The organism is Paracoccus marcusii, assembly GCF_006151785.1.
GTDB lineage: Bacteria > Pseudomonadota > Alphaproteobacteria > Rhodobacterales > Rhodobacteraceae > Paracoccus > Paracoccus marcusii.
Window position 1 is genome coordinate 24,409 of record NZ_VDDD01000004.1, and the last position, 16,653, is coordinate 41,061.

General features: G+C 67.4%; 20 protein-coding genes and 3 tRNA genes. 8 read left to right on the forward strand and 15 right to left on the reverse strand.

What is annotated here, in order from left to right; all coding sequences use genetic code 11:
• Positions 1–18: 18 nt before the first annotated feature.
• Positions 19–108 (forward strand) — tRNA-Ser (locus tag FHD68_RS01410).
• 103 nt (positions 109–211) lie between these two features.
• Here the strand turns inward: FHD68_RS01410 and FHD68_RS01415 are convergent.
• The 5 genes from FHD68_RS01415 to tig form a co-directional block, all read right to left on the reverse strand.
• Positions 212–286 (reverse strand) — tRNA-Val (locus FHD68_RS01415).
• A 49-nt stretch (positions 287–335) separates the two neighbouring features.
• A complete protein-coding gene (locus FHD68_RS01420; RefSeq protein WP_127898536.1) occupies positions 336–878 on the reverse strand; it encodes a histidine phosphatase family protein in 543 nt (180 codons plus the stop codon).
• A gap of 18 nt (positions 879–896) precedes the next feature.
• A tRNA-Gly gene (locus tag FHD68_RS01425) sits at positions 897–970 on the reverse strand.
• Between the two features lie 42 nt (positions 971–1,012).
• Positions 1,013–1,432: a DUF1489 family protein gene (locus FHD68_RS01430; protein ID WP_045980796.1), complete on the reverse strand. Its 420-nt coding sequence runs from the start codon at positions 1,430–1,432 to the stop codon at positions 1,013–1,015.
• 96 nt (positions 1,433–1,528) lie between these two features.
• Positions 1,529–2,863 (reverse strand): trigger factor, encoded by a 1,335-nt coding sequence (tig, locus tag FHD68_RS01435; RefSeq protein WP_127899364.1) that lies wholly within the window; start codon positions 2,861–2,863, stop codon positions 1,529–1,531.
• A 156-nt stretch (positions 2,864–3,019) separates the two neighbouring features.
• On the opposite strand from tig, the gene selD reads away from it, so the two are divergent.
• Positions 3,020–4,081: a selenide, water dikinase SelD gene (gene selD / locus FHD68_RS01440; protein ID WP_127898537.1), complete on the forward strand. Its 1,062-nt coding sequence runs from the start codon at positions 3,020–3,022 to the stop codon at positions 4,079–4,081.
• On the opposite strand, the gene FHD68_RS01445 is transcribed toward selD, so the two are convergent.
• The 4 genes from FHD68_RS01445 to FHD68_RS01460 form a co-directional block, all read right to left on the reverse strand.
• The gene (locus FHD68_RS01445; RefSeq protein WP_240542407.1) at positions 4,078–4,575 is read right to left on the reverse strand and encodes a phosphatase PAP2 family protein; all 498 of its coding nucleotides are present in this window, start codon (positions 4,573–4,575) and stop codon (positions 4,078–4,080) included. The two genes, selD and FHD68_RS01445, sit on opposite strands and share 4 nt — an antisense overlap.
• Before the next feature lie 4 nt (positions 4,576–4,579).
• Positions 4,580–4,987, reverse strand: a complete 408-nt coding sequence (locus tag FHD68_RS01450; RefSeq protein WP_045980776.1) for a c-type cytochrome — start codon at positions 4,985–4,987, stop codon at positions 4,580–4,582.
• Between the two features lie 64 nt (positions 4,988–5,051).
• Complete coding sequence (locus FHD68_RS01455) at positions 5,052–5,717, reverse strand: ABC transporter ATP-binding protein (RefSeq protein ID WP_127898538.1); 666 nt, start codon at positions 5,715–5,717, stop codon at positions 5,052–5,054.
• A complete protein-coding gene (locus tag FHD68_RS01460) occupies positions 5,710–7,005 on the reverse strand; it encodes a lipoprotein-releasing ABC transporter permease subunit (RefSeq protein ID WP_240542408.1) in 1,296 nt (431 codons plus the stop codon). The genes FHD68_RS01455 and FHD68_RS01460 overlap by 8 nt, the downstream gene beginning before the upstream one ends.
• 135 nt (positions 7,006–7,140) lie before the next feature.
• Between FHD68_RS01460 and radA the strand changes: the two genes are divergently transcribed.
• The 3 genes from radA to purF all read left to right on the forward strand — a co-directional run bounded on the left by radA (position 7,141) and on the right by purF (position 10,762).
• Positions 7,141–8,505, forward strand: a complete 1,365-nt coding sequence (radA, locus tag FHD68_RS01465; RefSeq protein WP_045999173.1) for a DNA repair protein RadA — start codon at positions 7,141–7,143, stop codon at positions 8,503–8,505.
• Positions 8,506–8,547: 42 nt separating this feature from the next.
• Positions 8,548–9,141, forward strand: a complete 594-nt coding sequence (locus FHD68_RS01470) for a CvpA family protein (protein ID WP_127898539.1) — start codon at positions 8,548–8,550, stop codon at positions 9,139–9,141.
• Between the two features lie 130 nt (positions 9,142–9,271).
• The gene (gene purF / locus FHD68_RS01475) at positions 9,272–10,762 is read left to right on the forward strand and encodes an amidophosphoribosyltransferase (RefSeq protein WP_045980781.1); all 1,491 of its coding nucleotides are present in this window, start codon (positions 9,272–9,274) and stop codon (positions 10,760–10,762) included.
• A gap of 57 nt (positions 10,763–10,819) precedes the next feature.
• On the opposite strand, the gene FHD68_RS01480 is transcribed toward purF, so the two are convergent.
• The 4 genes from FHD68_RS01480 to FHD68_RS01495 are packed head-to-tail and all read right to left on the reverse strand — an operon-like array spanning position 10,820 to position 13,039.
• The gene (locus FHD68_RS01480; RefSeq protein ID WP_045983050.1) at positions 10,820–11,254 is read right to left on the reverse strand and encodes an NUDIX domain-containing protein; all 435 of its coding nucleotides are present in this window, start codon (positions 11,252–11,254) and stop codon (positions 10,820–10,822) included.
• Positions 11,251–12,285 (reverse strand): 5-(carboxyamino)imidazole ribonucleotide synthase, encoded by a 1,035-nt coding sequence (locus FHD68_RS01485; protein ID WP_127898540.1) that lies wholly within the window; start codon positions 12,283–12,285, stop codon positions 11,251–11,253. Before FHD68_RS01485 ends, FHD68_RS01480 begins: the two co-directional genes overlap by 4 nt.
• Entirely contained in the window at positions 12,278–12,763 is a 486-nt protein-coding gene (gene purE, locus FHD68_RS01490; protein ID WP_127898541.1) for a 5-(carboxyamino)imidazole ribonucleotide mutase, read from the reverse strand. The genes FHD68_RS01485 and purE overlap by 8 nt, the downstream gene beginning before the upstream one ends.
• Positions 12,764–12,823: 60 nt before the next feature.
• Entirely contained in the window at positions 12,824–13,039 is a 216-nt protein-coding gene (locus FHD68_RS01495; RefSeq protein WP_045983047.1) for a YdcH family protein, read from the reverse strand.
• A gap of 122 nt (positions 13,040–13,161) precedes the next feature.
• Here FHD68_RS01495 and FHD68_RS01500 point away from each other — a divergent pair, with 122 nt between their 5' ends.
• The 3 genes from FHD68_RS01500 (at position 13,162) to FHD68_RS01510 (ending at position 14,349) form a co-directional block, all read left to right on the forward strand.
• Positions 13,162–13,593 carry a hypothetical protein gene (locus tag FHD68_RS01500; protein ID WP_045983046.1) on the forward strand — a complete coding sequence of 144 codons (432 nt, stop codon included), beginning with the start codon at positions 13,162–13,164 and terminating at the stop codon, positions 13,591–13,593.
• Between the two features lie 107 nt (positions 13,594–13,700).
• A complete protein-coding gene (locus FHD68_RS01505) occupies positions 13,701–14,129 on the forward strand; it encodes an Hsp20 family protein (RefSeq protein ID WP_045983045.1) in 429 nt (142 codons plus the stop codon).
• Entirely contained in the window at positions 14,122–14,349 is a 228-nt protein-coding gene (locus FHD68_RS01510; RefSeq protein WP_045999169.1) for a DUF1150 family protein, read from the forward strand. The genes FHD68_RS01505 and FHD68_RS01510 overlap by 8 nt, the downstream gene beginning before the upstream one ends.
• On the opposite strand, the gene FHD68_RS01515 is transcribed toward FHD68_RS01510, so the two are convergent.
• Both FHD68_RS01515 and FHD68_RS01520 read right to left on the reverse strand, forming a co-directional pair.
• Positions 14,346–15,146 carry a TolB family protein gene (locus FHD68_RS01515; protein ID WP_127898542.1) on the reverse strand — a complete coding sequence of 267 codons (801 nt, stop codon included), beginning with the start codon at positions 15,144–15,146 and terminating at the stop codon, positions 14,346–14,348. The genes FHD68_RS01510 and FHD68_RS01515 overlap by 4 nt on opposite strands.
• Complete coding sequence (locus FHD68_RS01520) at positions 15,143–16,570, reverse strand: MFS transporter (RefSeq protein ID WP_127898543.1); 1,428 nt, start codon at positions 16,568–16,570, stop codon at positions 15,143–15,145. Before FHD68_RS01520 ends, FHD68_RS01515 begins: the two co-directional genes overlap by 4 nt.
• Positions 16,571–16,653 lie beyond the last annotated feature (83 nt).

Genomic DNA, 16,653 nt, shown 5'->3' on the forward strand with positions numbered 1-16,653 from the left:
CACCACACCAAGAAGCGCGGAGAGGTGCCGGAGTGGTCGAACGGGGCGGTCTCGAAAACCGTTGAGCCTGCAAGGGTTCCGTGGGTTCGAATCCCACCCTCTCCGCCATTTTCCATCAGTTCAGTTCCGATGGCCAATGTGGCATTTTTCAACAGAATAGTGCCAATGTCCCATTTTAGGGCCATGCTGTCGTGATGTCCGAATTGATGCATGGTGGCCCGTGAGAGATTCGAACTCCCGACCGGCCCGGTGTAAACGGGACGCTCTACCACTGAGCTAACGGGCCACGCTCGCCGCGCATAAAACCGATTTGGGTACCGCTTGGCAAGGGCGGATCAGACATCATCCACGTGGCGCATGACGGTTTCTGCACCGTTGCGGATCACGTGGATGCCGCCTTGGTGAATCACCCCATGGGCCAGATGAGCGGGGGCTTGGCCCAACGCAAGGCATCGCAGCATGCGCAGGGTGATGCCATGGGTCACGACCAGCGTGGGGCCGGTCAGGTCCATCAGGAATGCCCGGCACCGTACCTCCAGTGCGGCGAACCCTTCGCCGCCCGGGCAGCAGTCGTACCACGCTAATTCGCCACCGCGGAACAGGTCGGGATGGCGGCCGCGAAGATCACGCTCCAGGTGCCCCGCAAATTCACCCACGCAGATTTCGGACAGGCGCGCATCATGCCGGAACCTGTCGCCAAACACGATCCGCGCCGTCTGGTCGGCCCGTCCAAGCGGGCTGGAGACGCGAAAGCCGTCGATCCCGCGCGTCAGATGCGCCAGCCATCCGGCCTGACGTATCCCGCGGTCGGACAAGGGGGAATCCCCGCGGCCCTGCAGGCGGCCTTCGACGTTCCAGAGCGTCTCGCCATGGCGCATCAGATACAGATCGGGAAGTGGAGCGGGTGAAGGGAATCGAACCCTCGTCGTAAGCTTGGGAAGCTTCTGCTCTACCATTGAGCTACACCCGCATCGTTCGTCCGGATAGCGGCTGGCCGCAGTCCCGTCAAGCCTCAGCGCAGGCCCATGTCAGCCAAGGCGGCAGCGATGGCGGGGGGCAAGGCCTCCTCCAGCGCGCGGCCTGCGGGCAGGTCCGGTGGCGCATCCGCAGCGGCCAGATAACGCCAGCCTTGGAACGGACGGCGCGGAACGGCCGCAACCCGAACCAGGTCGCGGTCCAGCACGATGCCGCAGCGCTGGATACCGTCGGCACCCTCGACCCGTTCCAGGGTCAGGATGCGCTGGCGGGCCATCATGACGCCCTTGAAGACCCAGAAGATCGACCCGCCTTCCAGCAGCTCCGCCTCGCGCTTGGGCCACATGCGCGTGACGTGACGCGCCGGGCCGGACCCGAACCGGGTCTGCCACGCAGCCAGCTCATCGGGGCCTTCGGCACCCACGCACAGTTTCATCAGGTGAAGGCTTGTCGTCATGGCGATCACCTAGTCGCGCCCGACCCGTCCATCAAGCCCCGAACGCAAAAGGGCCGCATCCGAAGATGCGGCCCCTGCGCGGTCAGTGGACCGAAATCACAGCTCGTCCAGCGCCTCGACGGCCTTTTCCAGCTCTGCCTTGGTCACGGTCTTCTCTTCGACCTTGGCCTTTTCGGCGATCAGGTCGACGACCTTGTCCTCGAAGATCGGCGCGCGCAGCTGCTGCTGGGCGGCCTGGTTCTGCTGGATGAACTCGAAGAACTGACGCTCCTGGCCCGGATACTGACGGGCGGCGCGCAGCACGGCCTGGGTCATCTCCTGGTCGGTCACAGTGACCTCGGCCTTCTGGCCGATCTCGGCCAGCAGCAGGCCAAGACGCACGCGGCGCTCGGCCAGGGTCTTGTGCTCTTCGGTCGGCTCGATGGCATCGTGGTTGTGGCCCTTAACCTCGGGGTTCTCTTCGTGCCACAGCTGGTGCGCGATCTGGGCGGCCTCGGCCTCGACCAGCGACTTGGGCAGGTCGAACTTGACCGCCGCATCCAGCTGGTCCAGCAGCGAACGCTTCATGATGGCGCGGGCGGCGCCGGCGTATTCCGCCTCCAGACGCTCGGTGATCTGCTTCTTCAGACCGTCCAGGTCGTCGGCGCCGAACTTCTTGGCCAGCTCGTCGTCGATCTCGGCCTCTTTCGGGGCCTTGACCGCCTTGACCGTGCATTCGAAGGTGGCGTCCTTGCCGGCCAGGTGCGGTGCGCCGTATTCCTCGGGGAACTTCACCTCGACCTTGACCTCGTCACCGGCCTTCACACCGACCAGCTGGTCCTCGAAGCCGGGGATGAAGCTGTTTGAACCCAGGACCAGCGGATAGTCCTCGGCCGCGCCGCCCTCAAAGGCCTCGCCGTCGACGAAACCCTTGAAGTCGATGGTGACCTGGTCACCGTCCTTGGCTTTGGAGCCTTTCTTGCGGTCCTCGAAGGACTGCGACGACTTGGCCAGGTTCTCCAGCGCCTCGGTGACGGCCGCGTCTTCGGCGGGCACGGTCAGCTTTTCCAGCGACAGCGCGGTCAGGTCGACCTCGGGGATCGCGGGCAGCGTCTCGTAGGTCACGTTGACCACGACGTCGTTGCCCTCTTTCCAGGTTTCGCCGTTCTCCATCTCGACCTTGGGCTGGGCGGCGGGGCGGTCGCCCGACTTCTCCAGGTGGTCCTTCAGCGCGCCGTCGATGGCGTCCTGCATGGCCTCGCCCAGGATGCGCGGGCCGAACTGCTTCTTCAGCATCGCCATGGGCACCTTGCCCTTGCGAAAGCCCTTCATCTCGACTTCCGGCTGAGCTTCTTTCAGCTTGGCGTCGACGGCTTTGGCCAGGTCTGCTGCGGGCAGCGTGAACTGATACCCGCGCTGAAGACCGTCGTTCTGCGTTTCCTTGACCTGCATCATCGTCCTCATAGAAAGAAGGGCCACCGATCCGGCGGCCTGAAAATTTGAGCCGTTCTAGTCGCCGTGCCGCTGGCCTGCAAGCAGATTGCGGTCACCCGGCGCTGGAACATCCCCGCCGCCGCGCTATGCTGCGTCCAACCGACAGGAGTCCCCATGACCGCCACCGACATGCAAGAACCGCGCCTGACATCCCTGACCCATGGCGGCGGCTGCGGCTGCAAGATCGCGCCGGGCGTCCTGTCGAACCTGCTGCGGGGCAGCGCCGCCCTGCCCGTCCCGCCCGAACTGCTGGTGGGGATCGAGACGTCGGACGATGCGGCCGTCTACAAGCTGAACGACCGGCAGGCGCTGGTGGCGACGACCGACTTCTTCATGCCCGTGGTGGACGATCCGCATGATTTCGGTCGCATCGCGGCGACCAACGCCATCAGCGACGTCTATGCGATGGGCGCGACACCCATCTTGGCGCTGGCGGTGGTGGGCATGCCGATCAACGCGATCTCTCATGCGACGATCGCGGCGATCCTGGATGGCGGCGCTTCGATCTGTCGCGAGGCGGGCATCCCCATCGCCGGCGGCCACACCATCGATTCGGTCGAGCCGATCTATGGCTTGGTGGCCTTGGGCCTGATCGACCCTGCCCTGCTGAAGCGCAATGCCGAGGCACAGCCGGGCGACCTGTTGGTGCTGGGCAAGCCCTTGGGCGTGGGCGTCATGTCGGCCGCGCTGAAGAAGGGTCAACTTGACGACGAAGGCTATGCCCGCATGATCGAGGTCACGACCAAGCTGAACCGCCCCGGTCCGGACCTCGCCGCCATCGAGGGCGTGCATGCGATGACCGATGTCACCGGCTTTGGTCTGGGGGGGCACGGGTTGGAGATGGCGCGCGGATCGGGCTGCGATCTGATGATCGACTGGTCCGCCGTGCCGCGTCTGCCGGGCATCGACGCGCTGATCGCGGCGGGCCATGTCACCGGCGCCTCGGGCCGCAACTGGGCCAGCTACGGCGAGGGCGTGGCCCTGCCGCAGGGCTTCGGCGATGCCGAACGCGCGCTGCTGACCGATCCGCAGACCAGCGGCGGGCTGATGGTCGCCTGCGCGCCGGACGCGCTGGAGGCGGTGCAGGCGGCCTTTGCGCGCCACGGTTTCGCGGATGCCGACGTCATCGGCGAGGTCGGCCCGCACAGCGACGCGCCGCGCGTCATTCTGCGCTAGAAGCGCAGGCCGAAGCTGATCGCGGCCCCTTCGGAGCCGATGCCAAAGCTGGCCGCGCCGAAGCTGATCCCGATCAGCGCACCGGCCAGCGCCTGATCGGCCGTATGTTCGCCGGCCTGCACACGGCTGAAAGCGGTCAGCCCCGCGGCGCCATAGGCGGCGGCGCCCAAAGCGGGATCGTCCTCCCAGCACTTGCCGGCCAGATCCGCGGCCCCGAACCCCGCGGCGGCGGAATGCCCCGACGGGAAACCCCGCCCCTCTCCGGTCGGACGGGTGCCCAGGGGCGATCCGTCGAACACCGCCTTGAGGCCCAGCACCACCGCCGCCTGCAGGGCACCGCGCACGGCGAAATCCTCCAGCCGATCCTGATCGGCCGCGCAGACGGCTGCCGCCAGCGGCAGCGCATATTTCATCGTGGTCCCGAACCGTTCCAGCCCGTCAGCACCCGCAGGCAAGGCCAGCATGCAGGTCAGCCCGACAATCGCCGCGCGCATGGCTTTAGCGCTGCAGGGTCTGGAGGTAATCCGCCAGCGCGACCAACCGCGCCGGCGTGGCGACGCGCTGTCCCGAGCCGTCGTCATACATGACGACCGGCCCCTCGCGCAGGACCTCAAAGATCGGCATGTGCGATTCGCTGCGTCCCATCGTGTATCCGACTAGCTGGCCCATCACGCGGGTCTTGGGGAACACGCCCCCATCCTGTGCGGCCAGCATGGTCAAGTCCGCGGGCGCGGGCACCATGCCCACGGCGGCGGGCCCGTTACCCCGTCCGCCCGGCCCGTGACAGCTTGCGCAGTAATCCGCGTAATCGCGCGCCGCGCCCGTCGGTTGCGCCTCGGGCGCGCAGGCGGCGACCAGCCCCGCCAGCGCCAATCCCGCCACCCCTGCCATCATCACTGCCCGCATCGTCCGTGCCCCCGTCGGTTGTCGTTTTGTCCAGCATGCACCCGCGCGCGGGGCGGTGCAACGATCAGGCGGCGGTCAGGCGCACCACACGGTCCATCCGTGCGGCCAGGGCATGGTTGTGCGTGGCGATCAGCGCCGACAGGCCGGTATCGCGCACCAGACCCATCAGCACGTCAAAGACCCTGTCCGACGTCTCGGGGTCTAGGTTGCCCGTGGGTTCGTCCGCCAGCAGCAACGCGGGCTGGTTCGCCAGCGCCCGGCAAAAGGCCACGCGCTGCTGCTCTCCGCCCGACATCTGCGCGGGGCGGTGATCCGCGCGATGCGCCAGGCCGACGCGGTTCAGCAGGTCGGCGGCCCGGGCCTGCGCGTCACGGGGGGCTGTGCCATTGGCAAGCTGCGGCAGGACGATGTTCTCGGCCGCGCTGAATTCGGGCAGCAGGTGGTGGAACTGATAGACAAAGCCCAGCTCCTGCCGCCGCGCCTCGGTCCGCGTGCGGTCCGGCAGGCCGGTCATGTCGCGGCCGGCCAACCACACCCGCCCCGTATCGGGCGTGTCCAGCAGCCCCGCGATGTGCAGCAACGTCGATTTCCCCGCCCCCGACGGGGCGACCAGCGCCACGACTTCTCCGCGCGCGACGGTCAGGTCCAGCCCGTCCAGCACCGTCACAGGCGCGGGACCGTCCTTGGCATATGTCTTGCCCACGCCCTCCAGCCGCAACACGTCACTCATAGCGCAGGGCCTCCACCGGGTTCATGCGCGCGGCGCGGCGCGCGGGAAAGATCGTCACGACGAAGGACAGCGTCAGCGACAGCGCCACCGCGCGGAAGATGTCCCAGGCCCGCAGGTCGGCGGGCAGACGATAGATGCCGCGCACCTCGGGCTGCCACGCGCCGCCCCCGGTCAGCGCGTTCAGGGCCGCCATGATGTTGTCCACGTTCAGCGCCAGCGCCACGCCCAGGATCACCCCCGCGATCGTGCCGATGATGCCGGTGAAGGCCCCGCACAGGAAGAAGACGCGCAGGATCGACCCTTCGGTCAGGCCCATCGTGCGCAGGATGCCGATGTCGCGGCCCTTGTTCTTGACCAGCATGATCAGCCCGCTGGTGATGTTCATCGACGCGATCAGGACCAGCACCGACAGGATCACGAACATCACGTCGTCCTCCATGTCCAGCGCGGACAGGAACGACCCGGAACTGTCGCGCCAGGACCAGGTCTGCGCGCCCTCTCCGGCGGCGCGCATCAGGGGCAGCGTCCAGTCGTCCACGCGTTCGGGGTCGTCGACGAAGACCTCGATCTCGTCCGCGACACCCTCTCGGTTGAAATAGGACTGCGCCTCGGCAAGGGGCATGTAGACCCGCGTGCGGTCGATGTCATAGCGCCCGGCGCTGAAGATATAGGTCACCTCATAGGCGTTCACCCGCGGGGTCGTGCCCATTGCGGTGCGCGCGCCCTCCGGCGCGATCAGGCGGATGCGGTCGCCCACCCCCACGCCCAATTCGCGCGCGATGCCCGACCCGATGGCGATGCCCTGATCGAACCGCGCAAGGTCACCCTCGGACGTGGCGGGGTCGACGATCCGGGGCATCGCCTCCAGGTCGGCCCGCGTCACGCCGAAGACCTCGGCCACATTGGAGGAGTCGTTGGCGCTGGCCATCACCTGACCCTTGATGATCGCCGCGGTGCGGGTGACGCCCGGAACCTCGGCCAGCCGCGCGGCCATGGCCTCATAGTCGGCGATCCGACCGGGTACGACATAGACGTCGTCGGTGAACTCGTTGGTGATGGTCTGCGGCGCCATGTAGACGGTCGTGTGCGCGTTCGCGCCCAGGATCGTGTCCACGAACTCGGCCCGGAAGCCCGCGCGGACGGCCAGCGTGGCGATCAGCGCCATGACGCCCATGGCGATGCCGATCAGGCTGATCCAGGTCATGACGCTGACGCCGCCCTCGGCGCGCCGCGCCCGCAGGTACCGCCAGGCGATCATGAATTCGAAACGCGAAAAGCCTATCGCCATGGTCCAAGCCCCTGAATTTCCGCCCGGACCCTGCCCCCGCCGACCCCGAAATTCAACCCGACAAAGGCGTGAATGCCTTGCATTCGTGCTAATACCCACCTTGCGACGCCCGTCCCCCGGTGCGACATGAGGGGCATGGCAAAAGCGACAACAGCCTTCACCTGCACCGCCTGCGGCGCCGCCCACAAGAAATGGGCCGGGCGCTGCGACGCCTGTGGCGCCTGGAACACCATCATTGAGGAAGCGCCCCTGTCCCAGGGCCCCGGCCGGGGACTGGGCGCGGCCAAGGGTCGGGCCGTACCCCTGTCGGGCCTGTCGACCAGCGAACCGCCCCCGCCCCGCTTCCTGTCGGGCATCGACGAGCTGGACCGCGTGCTGGGCGGCGGCCTGGTTCCCGGCTCGGCACTGCTGGTCGGCGGCGATCCGGGCATCGGCAAGTCGACGATCCTGCTGCAGGCAGCCGCGGCGTTTTCGCGCGCGAACTATCAGGCGATCTATTTCTCGGGCGAGGAGGCCAGCGCACAGGTCCGGATGCGCGCCGTGCGCCTCGGGCTGGCCGAGGCACCGATGCGCCTGGGGGCCGAGACGAACCTCAGGAACATCCTGACCACGCTGGACGCCGAACGCCCCGACGTGGCGGTGATCGATTCGATCCAGACCCTGTGGTCCGACACCGTCGAAGCCGCACCGGGCAGCGTGGCCCAGGTCCGCGCCGCCGCCCACGAGCTTGTGACATTCGCCAAAAGCCGCGGCGTTGCGGTGATCCTGGTGGGGCATGTCACCAAGGACGGCCAGATCGCGGGCCCCCGCGTGGTCGAGCACATGGTCGATTGCGTCCTGTATTTCGAGGGCGAACGCGGCCACCAGTTCCGCATCCTGCGCAGCGTCAAGAACCGCTTTGGCCCGTCCGGAGAGATCGGCGTGTTCGAGATGACCGGCAGCGGCCTGGCCGAGGTCACGAACCCGTCTGCGCTGTTCCTGTCGGAACGCGGGCAGCCCATCGCCGGCAGCGCGGTCTTTGCAGGCATCGAGGGCACCCGCCCGGTCCTGACAGAGGTTCAGGCGCTGGTGGCGCCATCGACGCTTGCCAGCCCCCGGCGCACCGTCGTGGGCCTGGACAGCGGCCGCGTCAGCACGATCCTGGCGGTCCTCGAGGCACGCTGCGGGATACCATTCGCGGGGCTGGACGTGTTCCTGAACGTCGCGGGCGGCATGAAGGTCGCGGAACCCGCGGCAGACTTGGCGATCGCCGGCGCGCTTCTGTCGGCGCGCGAGGATAACGCCCTGCCTCCGGAGGCCGTGCTTTTCGGCGAAATCAGCCTGTCGGGGGCGCTGCGCCCCGTGTCGCAGACCGAAAACAGGTTGAAAGAGGCGCAGAAACTTGGTTTTTCACAGGCTATCCTGCCCGACGCCTCCAAGGTCGAGGGCCAGTCGGGGATGGCCCTTCGGCGCATCACCGATCTGACCGCATTTGTGGGCGAGGTCTTCGGCGCCGGCTGAACCGCCTGATACTGAACGACAACCGGCGCAAGGGGCGGTTTTATGGACGGATTTACGATCATTGATGCGGTGGTGGCGGCTGTCATCATCCTGTCGGCCATCCTGGCGTGGTCGCGCGGTTTCGTGCGCGAATCGCTGGCGATCCTGGGCTGGATCGGGGCGGCCGTACTGGCCTTCCTGTTCGCGCCGACGGTGCGGCCAATGGTGGCGCAGCTGCCGGTGCTGGACCGCTTCATGGGCGACAGCTGCGAGCTGGCGACGATCGCGGGCTTTGCCGTCGTCTTCGCGCTGGCGCTGGTGATCTTCTCGATCATCACGCCGCTATTCTCCTCGGTCGTACAACGCTCGGCCCTGGGTGGCGTGGACCAGGGGATGGGTTTCCTGTTCGGCGTGGCGCGCGGCATCCTGCTGGTCGCGATCGCCTTCATCGTCTATGACCGCGTGATGACCACGCAGGACGTCCCGATGGTCGAGAATTCGCGGTCTGCCCAGGTCTTCGAGCGCATGCGCGGCCAGATGGACGACCAGATCCCCACCGACGCGCCGGGCTGGATCGTGACCCGCTATGAACAGATGGTCATGGGCTGCACCGCCACCGGCACCCCCGTCACGACCGAAGCGCCCGCCGCGAACTGATCCGCCATGACAGGCAGATGACGAAAAAGCGCCCCTGCGGAACCGCGGGGGCGTGACTTTGTCGGCCGTCGGCACTACATGTCCCCCGACAGCACGACGACATCAGCCCCCACAGATCGAGGCCCGCGCGATGCAACCTTTCCTGGCCCATCCGTTCGATTCGGACCGTCTGCACGAGGAGTGCGGCATCTTTGGCGCGATCGGCGTAGTCGATGCCTCGAACTTCGTGGCCCTGGGGCTGCACGCGCTGCAGCACCGCGGACAGGAAGCGGGCGGCATCGTCGCCCACCATCCCGACTTCGGCTTCAACAGCGCCCACCGGTTCGGCTATGTCCGTGACAATTTCACGAAGCCCGACCTGATGGCGACGCTGCCGGGACAGCTGGCCATCGGCCATGTCCGCTATTCCACCGCCGGGACCAAGGCAAACACCGCAATCCGCGACGTGCAGCCGTTCTTCGGCGAATTCCACATGGGCGGCTGCGCGATCGCGCATAACGGCAATATCACCAATGCCGCTGCCCTGCGCCGCGAACTGATCGAGCGCGGCTCGATCTTCCAGTCGTCGTCGGACAGCGAATGCATCATCCACCTGATGGCCCGGTCGATCCAGCGCAACATCCCCGAGCGGATGAAGGACGCACTGCGCCGGGTCGAGGGCGCGTTCAGCGTCATCGCCATGACCCGCACCAAGCTGATCGGCGTCCGCGACGCCTTGGGCGTGCGTCCGCTGGTGCTGGGCCGCGTGGGTGAGGATGGGTACGTCCTGGCGTCAGAGACCTGCGCGCTGGACATCATCGGCGCCGAATTCCTGCGCGAGATCGAGCCCGGAGAGATGGTTGTCATCTCCAAGGGCCAGATCGAATCGTCGCGGCCCTTCGGCCCGTCGACCGGGCGCTTTTGCATCTTCGAACACGTGTATTTCTCGCGCCCCGATTCGATCATTGGCGGGCGGTCGGTCTATGAGACCCGCCGCCAGATCGGCGTGGAACTGGCCCGCGAGGCACCGGTCGAGGCCGATCTGGTCTGCCCGGTTCCCGACAGCGGCACGCCCGCGGCGATCGGCTTTGCGCAAGAATCGGGCATTCCCTATGGCATGGGGATCATCCGCAACCAGTACATGGGCCGCACCTTCATCGAGCCCACCGACCAGATCCGCAATATGGGCGTCCGGTTGAAGCTGAACGTGAACCGGGCACTGATCCGCGGCAAGCGGGTCGTGCTGGTCGACGACAGCGTGGTCCGCGGCACCACCAGCCGGAAGATAAAGGACATGATCCTCGATGCGGGCGCGGCCGAGGTGCATTTCCGGATCGCGTCGCCCCCGACGGCCTGGCCGTGCTTCTATGGCGTGGACACGCCAGACCGCGACAAGCTGCTGGCGGCGAACATGTCGCCGGAACAGATGCGCGAATGGATCGGCGTCGACAGCCTGTCCTTCGTGTCGCTGGACGGGCTGTACCGCGCGGCGGGCGAGGCTGCGGGCCGCGACCCGCAGGCGCCTCGCTATTGCGACGCCTGTTTTTCGGGCGACTATCCGGTGGCGCCCTTCGATCAGCTGGAGCGCGGCTTCCGCATGAAGGTCGGATCCGAGACCGCGGTCAAGCAAGCCGCCGAGTAGTTGCGTCCCGCGACGGCCGGGGGGCCAGCCCCCCGGACCCCCCGCCGTGGTTCCGCATCAGCCGACGATCCGCTCCAGCGGGTCGTATCGTGCCGTGCCATCTCCCCAGATCGCATCGCCCAGCATATCGGGCTTGTGCCTAAGCGTGGTCAGTTCGGCACGGGTGACCCATCGCGCACGGTTCACGACGCCTTCGGGATCGGTCAGCGTCAACACGTCGGGCCCTGTCAGCGTGGCGCGGAAATGCACCTCGACCTGGTGAAACCGCCGGGAGGGGTCGTGGAATTCGTTCACCAGGAAGGGATCACCGACGGCGATGCTCAGGCCCGTCTCCTCCAAAACCTCGCGCGCCAGATTGTCGGGCAGCGAGGCTTGCGGTTCGACCCCGCCGCCCGGCAGGCACCACAGGTCGGACTGCTGCCCCGGATAGGCATTCACCACCAGCACGCGATCGCGATGCAGGATCGCGGCACGCACCGCCAGTCGGATCATCCGGCGATCCGGTTCACATGGCCCATCTTGCGGCCCGGCCGCGCCTGCCCCTTGCCATAGAGGTGAACCTGCGTCCGCGGCTGTGCCAGCAGCGCGGGCACACGGTCCATGTCGTCGCCGATCAGGTTCTCCATCACCACGTCCACATGACGCTTGCCGTCGCCCAAGGGCAGTCCTGCCACGGCGCGGATATGCTGTTCGAACTGATCGACCGCGCAGCCGGCCTGCGTCCAGTGGCCGGAATTGTGCACGCGGGGCGCGATCTCGTTCACGATCAGTCCCTCCGGGGTCACGAACAGCTCGACCCCCAGCACGCCGACATAATCCAGCGCGTTGGCGATGCGCGCGGCGATCAGCACCGCGTCGGTGGTCACCCGCCCGGGCAGGCCGCAGGGCACCGTGGTGGTGCGCAGGATGCCGCCCTCATGGACGTTCAGGCCCGGATCGAAGGCCGCCACCTGGCCATCGGTGCCGCGTGCGATGATCACGCTGATCTCGGCAGTGAAGTTCACGAACCCCTCCAGGACCGACGGTGCGCCGGTCCAGTCGGCCGGACCCTCTCCGATGCGCACCTGCCCCTTGCCGTCATAGCCCATGCGCCGGGTCTTGAGGATCGACGGGCGACCGATCCGCGCGATGGCGTCGTCCAGCGCGCCCTGATCCGGCACGTCGGCAAAGGGCGCGACGGTCAGGCCGATGTCGGTCAGGAAGGTCTTTTCGGTCAACCGGTCCTGCGACACGGCCAGCGCGCGCCGCGCCGGGCGGATGGGGCGCAGACTTTCCAGCAGATCCAGTGCGCTGGTCGGCACATTCTCGAATTCATAGGTGATGACGTCGACGCTGTCCGCAAAGGCCCGCAGCGCGGCCTCGTCCTCATAGGGAGCGGTCGTCACGCGCCAGGCGACGTCACCCGCAGGGGCGGCGCCCGGTTCGAAGATGTGACAGCGCAGGCCAAGGCGGCTTGCGGCCGCCGACAGCATCCGGCCCAGCTGGCCGCCGCCCAGGATCCCGATGGTGCGGACCTCAGTCATCGACGGGCTCCTCGGGTATCGAGGCCGACAGCGCCATGCGCCAGTCGTCCAGCCGCTGCGCCAGCGCCGGGTCGTTCAGCGCCAGGATGCCCGCGGCCATCAGCCCCGCATTGGCGGCACCCGCCGCTCCGATCGCCATCGTGGCGACCGGATAGCCCTTGGGCATCTGCACGATCGAATACAGCGAATCGACACCGGACAGCGCCTTGGTCTGAATCGGCACCCCGATCACCGGGACGCGGGTCTTGGACGCCATCATGCCGGGCAGATGGGCCGCGCCCCCTGCCCCCGCAATGATCACGTGCAAACCACGCCCGACCGCCGACTTGCCATAGTCCCACAGCCGGTCCGGGGTGCGGTGCGCGCTGACGATGCGGGTGTGATAGGGCACGCCCAGTTCGTCCAGGATCTGTGCCGCCTCGCGCATGGTCGGCCAGTCGGACTGGCTGCCCATGATGATTCCCACCGCTTCGGTCATCTATCGTCCCCGTATTGTGCGCCGCGTGCCTGTCCTAGCGCGGGTCCGCGCGGGTCGCAATCAGGCGATGATGTCGGGGGTCAGCTCATCCTCCAGTCGGGCGATGCGATCCTTCAGCGACAGTTTCTGCTTCTTCAGCCGCTGCAAGGCGACGGAGGCGGTCAGCTGGCCCTGAAGGGCGGCGATGGCCTCGTCCAGGTCGCGATGCTCGCAGCGCAGGGCCGCAAGACGGGCGCGGCTGATCTCGTCGTGGTTCATCGAATGCTGCATGTTCATCGGGCGGGCTCTTGGGAAATGCCGTGGTTCCGACTTATAGCGCGTCGCGCGGCATCTGTTAAGCTGGCATCGACAAACCACACGGCTCACGCCATCGTGAGGGTGTGTCCCGGAGGGTTGCCATGTCGCGGCTTGCCACCATCCTTGCGCTGATGATCGCCGGCCCCGCCGCGGGCCAGTCCGATGGCGATGTCACCTGGAACACGGGGCGCCTGCCCGACGGGCCCGGCCACGCTGCCGAGATCGCCTATGAGGGACGCAGGCTCAGCTATGTCTGCCGGCCCGGCGATGCGGGACGTCTGGTGATCGACGGGATGGGACAGACCGATGATCCGATCGTCGTCCTGGTCGACGGACAGCGGATCGCCGTGCCGTCCGACATGACGAACGGCGTCCATTCGATCGCCGCCGATCCCGGATCGCAGCTGTTGTCGGCGCTGACCGGGGGGCGGCAGGTCACCCTGCTGGCCGGGCCGGTGACCCTCAGCCTGCCGTTGGAGGGGTCTCGGCGCGCGATCGGACAGGCGATGGAGGCCTGCGACCTTCGGCCCTGACAGCGCGGATCTTGCAAAACGATGCCGTCCTTTCCATATCTTGCGCAGGACGGAGGCCGCCGCAACGGGGCCCAGGACCTGCAGTCGCTGCAACGCAAAGGGCTGAGATGACGAAGATTTCCTTAGGGGCGCATCCCTATCTGCTGGGGTTCGACCAGCTTGAACGCCTGGTGGAGCGGGCCTCCAAGGGGGCCGAGGGCTATCCGCCCTATAACATCGAACACCTGCCGCCCGATGCCTTCCGCATCACCTTGGCCGTCGCCGGCTTTGCCGAGGACGACCTGGCCATCACGACCGAGGACCGCCAGCTGGTGATCCGCGGCCGGCAACCCGAACCGGACGACGCCCGCGTCTATCTGCATCGCGGCATCGCCGCCCGTGCCTTTCAGCGCAGCTTCGTGCTGGCCGACGGGGTAGAGGTGACGTCCGCCGCGATGGAAAACGGGCTTCTGCATATCGACCTGCGCCGGGTGAACCCGCAGCAGGTCGTCAAGACCATTCCGATCAGCCGCAAGCAAGGGGATCATCATGGATAGCAAATTCGATTTCGGAGGCGGTACGTCCGCCCAGACCGTCTACATCCGGCAGGTCGCCGCTGCGACCCTGCCCCGCGACGTCCAAGACCAACTGCCCGGCGTTCAGACCCTGTACGCCGTCCACGACACCGATGGTGAACGGCTGGCCCTGGTCCAGGACCGCGCCCTGGCCTTCACCTTGGCGCGCGAGAACGAGCTGCGGCCCGTCAGCGTCCATTAGGCATAGCGCATAAACGCGAAAGCCCGCCCATCGGGCGACCAGCAGGGCACGTTCAGCGTGCCCTGCCCACCGAACAGGTCGCACAGCTTGCGCCGTTCCGTCCCGTCCGGCGCCATGATCCACAGGGATACGTCCCGGTCGCGCGGATGTTCCAGCGTTTCGGGCGCATAGGCCAGATAGACGACATGGCGCCCGCAGGGCGACGGATGCGGGAACCAGTTCACCGAATCGTCGCGAAAGACCGGCGCGGCGTCCAATCCATCGACGCGCATCTTCCAGATCTGCGCATGACCGGTCGCGTCGCTGTTGAACCAGATCCAAGTGCCACACGCACTGAAATCGGGACCGTCGTGATGGGCGACGTCCTGGGTCAGCACCCGTTCGCCGCTGCCATCCACGGCGCAGGTGGCGATCCGTACCACGCGGTCGCCCCGCGCGCAGGCATAGACCAGCCGGTCGCCGTGCGCGCCGTGCCACCAGCTTGGGCGCTGCGCGCCCACCGGTTGGGTGGCTTCGCCGTCCCAGACATGCATCCCGGCCCCGGTCCCGTCATGCGCGGAAAAGATCACCCGCCCGTCGGGCAGAAAGCCGTGGTCGTTGTTGCACCGTTCGGCGCAGCCGGTCTGCAGCAGCTGCAGGCCGTCGGCATCGGCGCGCCACAGGCGCCCCTCTCCGTTCACAAGAAACCAGCCGTCAGGGTGCCAGTTCGGCGCCTCGATCAGCATCGGGGTGCGCAGGATCACGCGGGACTGCCCGGTGGCGACATCCCAGACCTCCAGGGACGACCGCCAGCTCATGGCGTCACCGCCCGGCGGTCACCGCGCCATTGGCGCAGCGCCAGTACCGTCAGGATCGCCGCAAAGACGCAGATCTGATAGGACAGCGCGTGGCCGGTGGCCGCGGCATGGTCCTGATCAACGCGCAGGCGGACAAAGAACAGGCTGCTGACGATGGCGATGCCGATGGCCGCGCCGATCTGCTGGAACGCCTGCATCCCCCCCGTCGCGGCCCCCGCGATGCGCCCCGGCACGTCACGCAGCACCAGTTGGAACAGCGGAGAGATCGCCAGACCCATCCCCAGGCCGTTCATCGCCAAAGGCCCGACCAGCGTACCGGGGCCAAGATCGGCAGGCGGGTGGGCCGCCGCGTGGCGCAACCAGATCATCCCGGCCAGCATGACCGCCGCGCCCAGGGCGACCCGCCCCACCAGCGCCCGCGTCCCGAACCGCCCCGTGACATAGCTGCCCAGCATGATGCCCAATGGGAACGGCGCCGTGGCGATGCCCGACTCCAGCGGCGTCAGGCCAAAGCCGGTCTGGAAATAGATGGCCAGGACCAGAAACATTCCCGGAATGGCCGAGAAATGCAGCATCACCACGGTCACCCCGGACAGAAAGCCCCGATCCCGCAGCAGCACCATCGGCAGCAGCTGTTCCCGGCCCTCCGCCTCCAGTGCGTGCTGGCGTCGCAGGAACAGCGCCCCGACGGGGATCGCCGCAACCAGCGTGACCAGCGTCCACCACGGCCAGCCCAGCAGCGGTCCCTCGATCATCGGCAGGACGACCAGTGTGATGGCCAGACCGAACAGGCCCACGCCCCACCAGTCGATCGCCATGTCGCGCGACGATTCCAGCCGCGGGATCAGCCAGAACCCCGCCAATACGACAAGCAACCCCACCGGCAGGTTGACCAGGAAGATGGGCCGCCATTCAAGCCCATAGAGGTTCCCGCTGATCAGCACGCCGCCCAGCAGCGGCCCCGTGACCGCGCCCAGGCTGATGACCACGCCCGCCAGCGCGAATGCCTTGGCCTTCTGTTCGGGGGGAAAGATCACGTGCATGATCGCCATGACCTGCGGCACCATCATCGCCCCACCGATGCCCTGCAGCGCACGCGCGCCGATCAAAACGTTGATATCGGGCGCCAGCCCGCACAGGACGGATGCCAGCGTGAACAGCCCCACGCCCGACAGGAACAGCCGCTTGCGTCCCAGCTTGTCCCCGAAGCGTCCGCAGGGCAGCAGGCCCACCGCAAAGGCCAGCACATAGGCCGCCGATATCCATTCGATCTGCGTCTCGCTGGCGCCAAGATCGGTGCGGATCGAGGGCAGCGCGACGTTGACGATGCTGACATCGATCAGGTTCATGAAATTGCCCATCAGCAACAGCACGGTTGCGGCCCAGGGGTTGACGCCCTTGGGCGGGCTGGCGGAATGGGGCATCGGGCAACTCCGTTGACGGTCAGCGCGGAACCATCCGCAGGCGCGCAAGGTTCCGGACGCCAAACGGCCCCGGTGTCGCACCG

Excerpts from the sequence above, each read along its gene's own strand:
- FHD68_RS01420 (WP_127898536.1), bottom strand. The coding sequence starts at position 878 with ATGCGCCATGGCGAGACGCTCTGGAACGTCGAAGGCCGCCTGCAGGGC.
- FHD68_RS01430 (WP_045980796.1), bottom strand. The coding sequence starts at position 1,432 with ATGACGACAAGCCTTCACCTGATGAAACTGTGCGTGGGTGCCGAAGGC.
- tig (WP_127899364.1), bottom strand. The coding sequence starts at position 2,863 with ATGCAGGTCAAGGAAACGCAGAACGACGGTCTTCAGCGCGGGTATCAG.
- selD (WP_127898537.1), top strand. The coding sequence starts at position 3,020 with ATGACCGCCACCGACATGCAAGAACCGCGCCTGACATCCCTGACCCAT.
- FHD68_RS01445 (WP_240542407.1), bottom strand. The coding sequence starts at position 4,575 with ATGCGCGCGGCGATTGTCGGGCTGACCTGCATGCTGGCCTTGCCTGCG.
- FHD68_RS01450 (WP_045980776.1), bottom strand. The coding sequence starts at position 4,987 with ATGCGGGCAGTGATGATGGCAGGGGTGGCGGGATTGGCGCTGGCGGGG.
- FHD68_RS01455 (WP_127898538.1), bottom strand. The coding sequence starts at position 5,717 with ATGAGTGACGTGTTGCGGCTGGAGGGCGTGGGCAAGACATATGCCAAG.
- FHD68_RS01460 (WP_240542408.1), bottom strand. The coding sequence starts at position 7,005 with ATGGCGATAGGCTTTTCGCGTTTCGAATTCATGATCGCCTGGCGGTAC.
- radA (WP_045999173.1), top strand. The coding sequence starts at position 7,141 with ATGGCAAAAGCGACAACAGCCTTCACCTGCACCGCCTGCGGCGCCGCC.
- FHD68_RS01470 (WP_127898539.1), top strand. The coding sequence starts at position 8,548 with ATGGACGGATTTACGATCATTGATGCGGTGGTGGCGGCTGTCATCATC.
- purF (WP_045980781.1), top strand. The coding sequence starts at position 9,272 with ATGCAACCTTTCCTGGCCCATCCGTTCGATTCGGACCGTCTGCACGAG.
- FHD68_RS01480 (WP_045983050.1), bottom strand. The coding sequence starts at position 11,254 with ATGATCCGACTGGCGGTGCGTGCCGCGATCCTGCATCGCGATCGCGTG.
- FHD68_RS01485 (WP_127898540.1), bottom strand. The coding sequence starts at position 12,285 with ATGACTGAGGTCCGCACCATCGGGATCCTGGGCGGCGGCCAGCTGGGC.
- purE (WP_127898541.1), bottom strand. The coding sequence starts at position 12,763 with ATGACCGAAGCGGTGGGAATCATCATGGGCAGCCAGTCCGACTGGCCG.
- FHD68_RS01495 (WP_045983047.1), bottom strand. The coding sequence starts at position 13,039 with ATGAACATGCAGCATTCGATGAACCACGACGAGATCAGCCGCGCCCGT.
- FHD68_RS01500 (WP_045983046.1), top strand. The coding sequence starts at position 13,162 with ATGTCGCGGCTTGCCACCATCCTTGCGCTGATGATCGCCGGCCCCGCC.
- FHD68_RS01505 (WP_045983045.1), top strand. The coding sequence starts at position 13,701 with ATGACGAAGATTTCCTTAGGGGCGCATCCCTATCTGCTGGGGTTCGAC.
- FHD68_RS01510 (WP_045999169.1), top strand. The coding sequence starts at position 14,122 with ATGGATAGCAAATTCGATTTCGGAGGCGGTACGTCCGCCCAGACCGTC.
- FHD68_RS01515 (WP_127898542.1), bottom strand. The coding sequence starts at position 15,146 with ATGAGCTGGCGGTCGTCCCTGGAGGTCTGGGATGTCGCCACCGGGCAG.
- FHD68_RS01520 (WP_127898543.1), bottom strand. The coding sequence starts at position 16,570 with ATGCCCCATTCCGCCAGCCCGCCCAAGGGCGTCAACCCCTGGGCCGCA.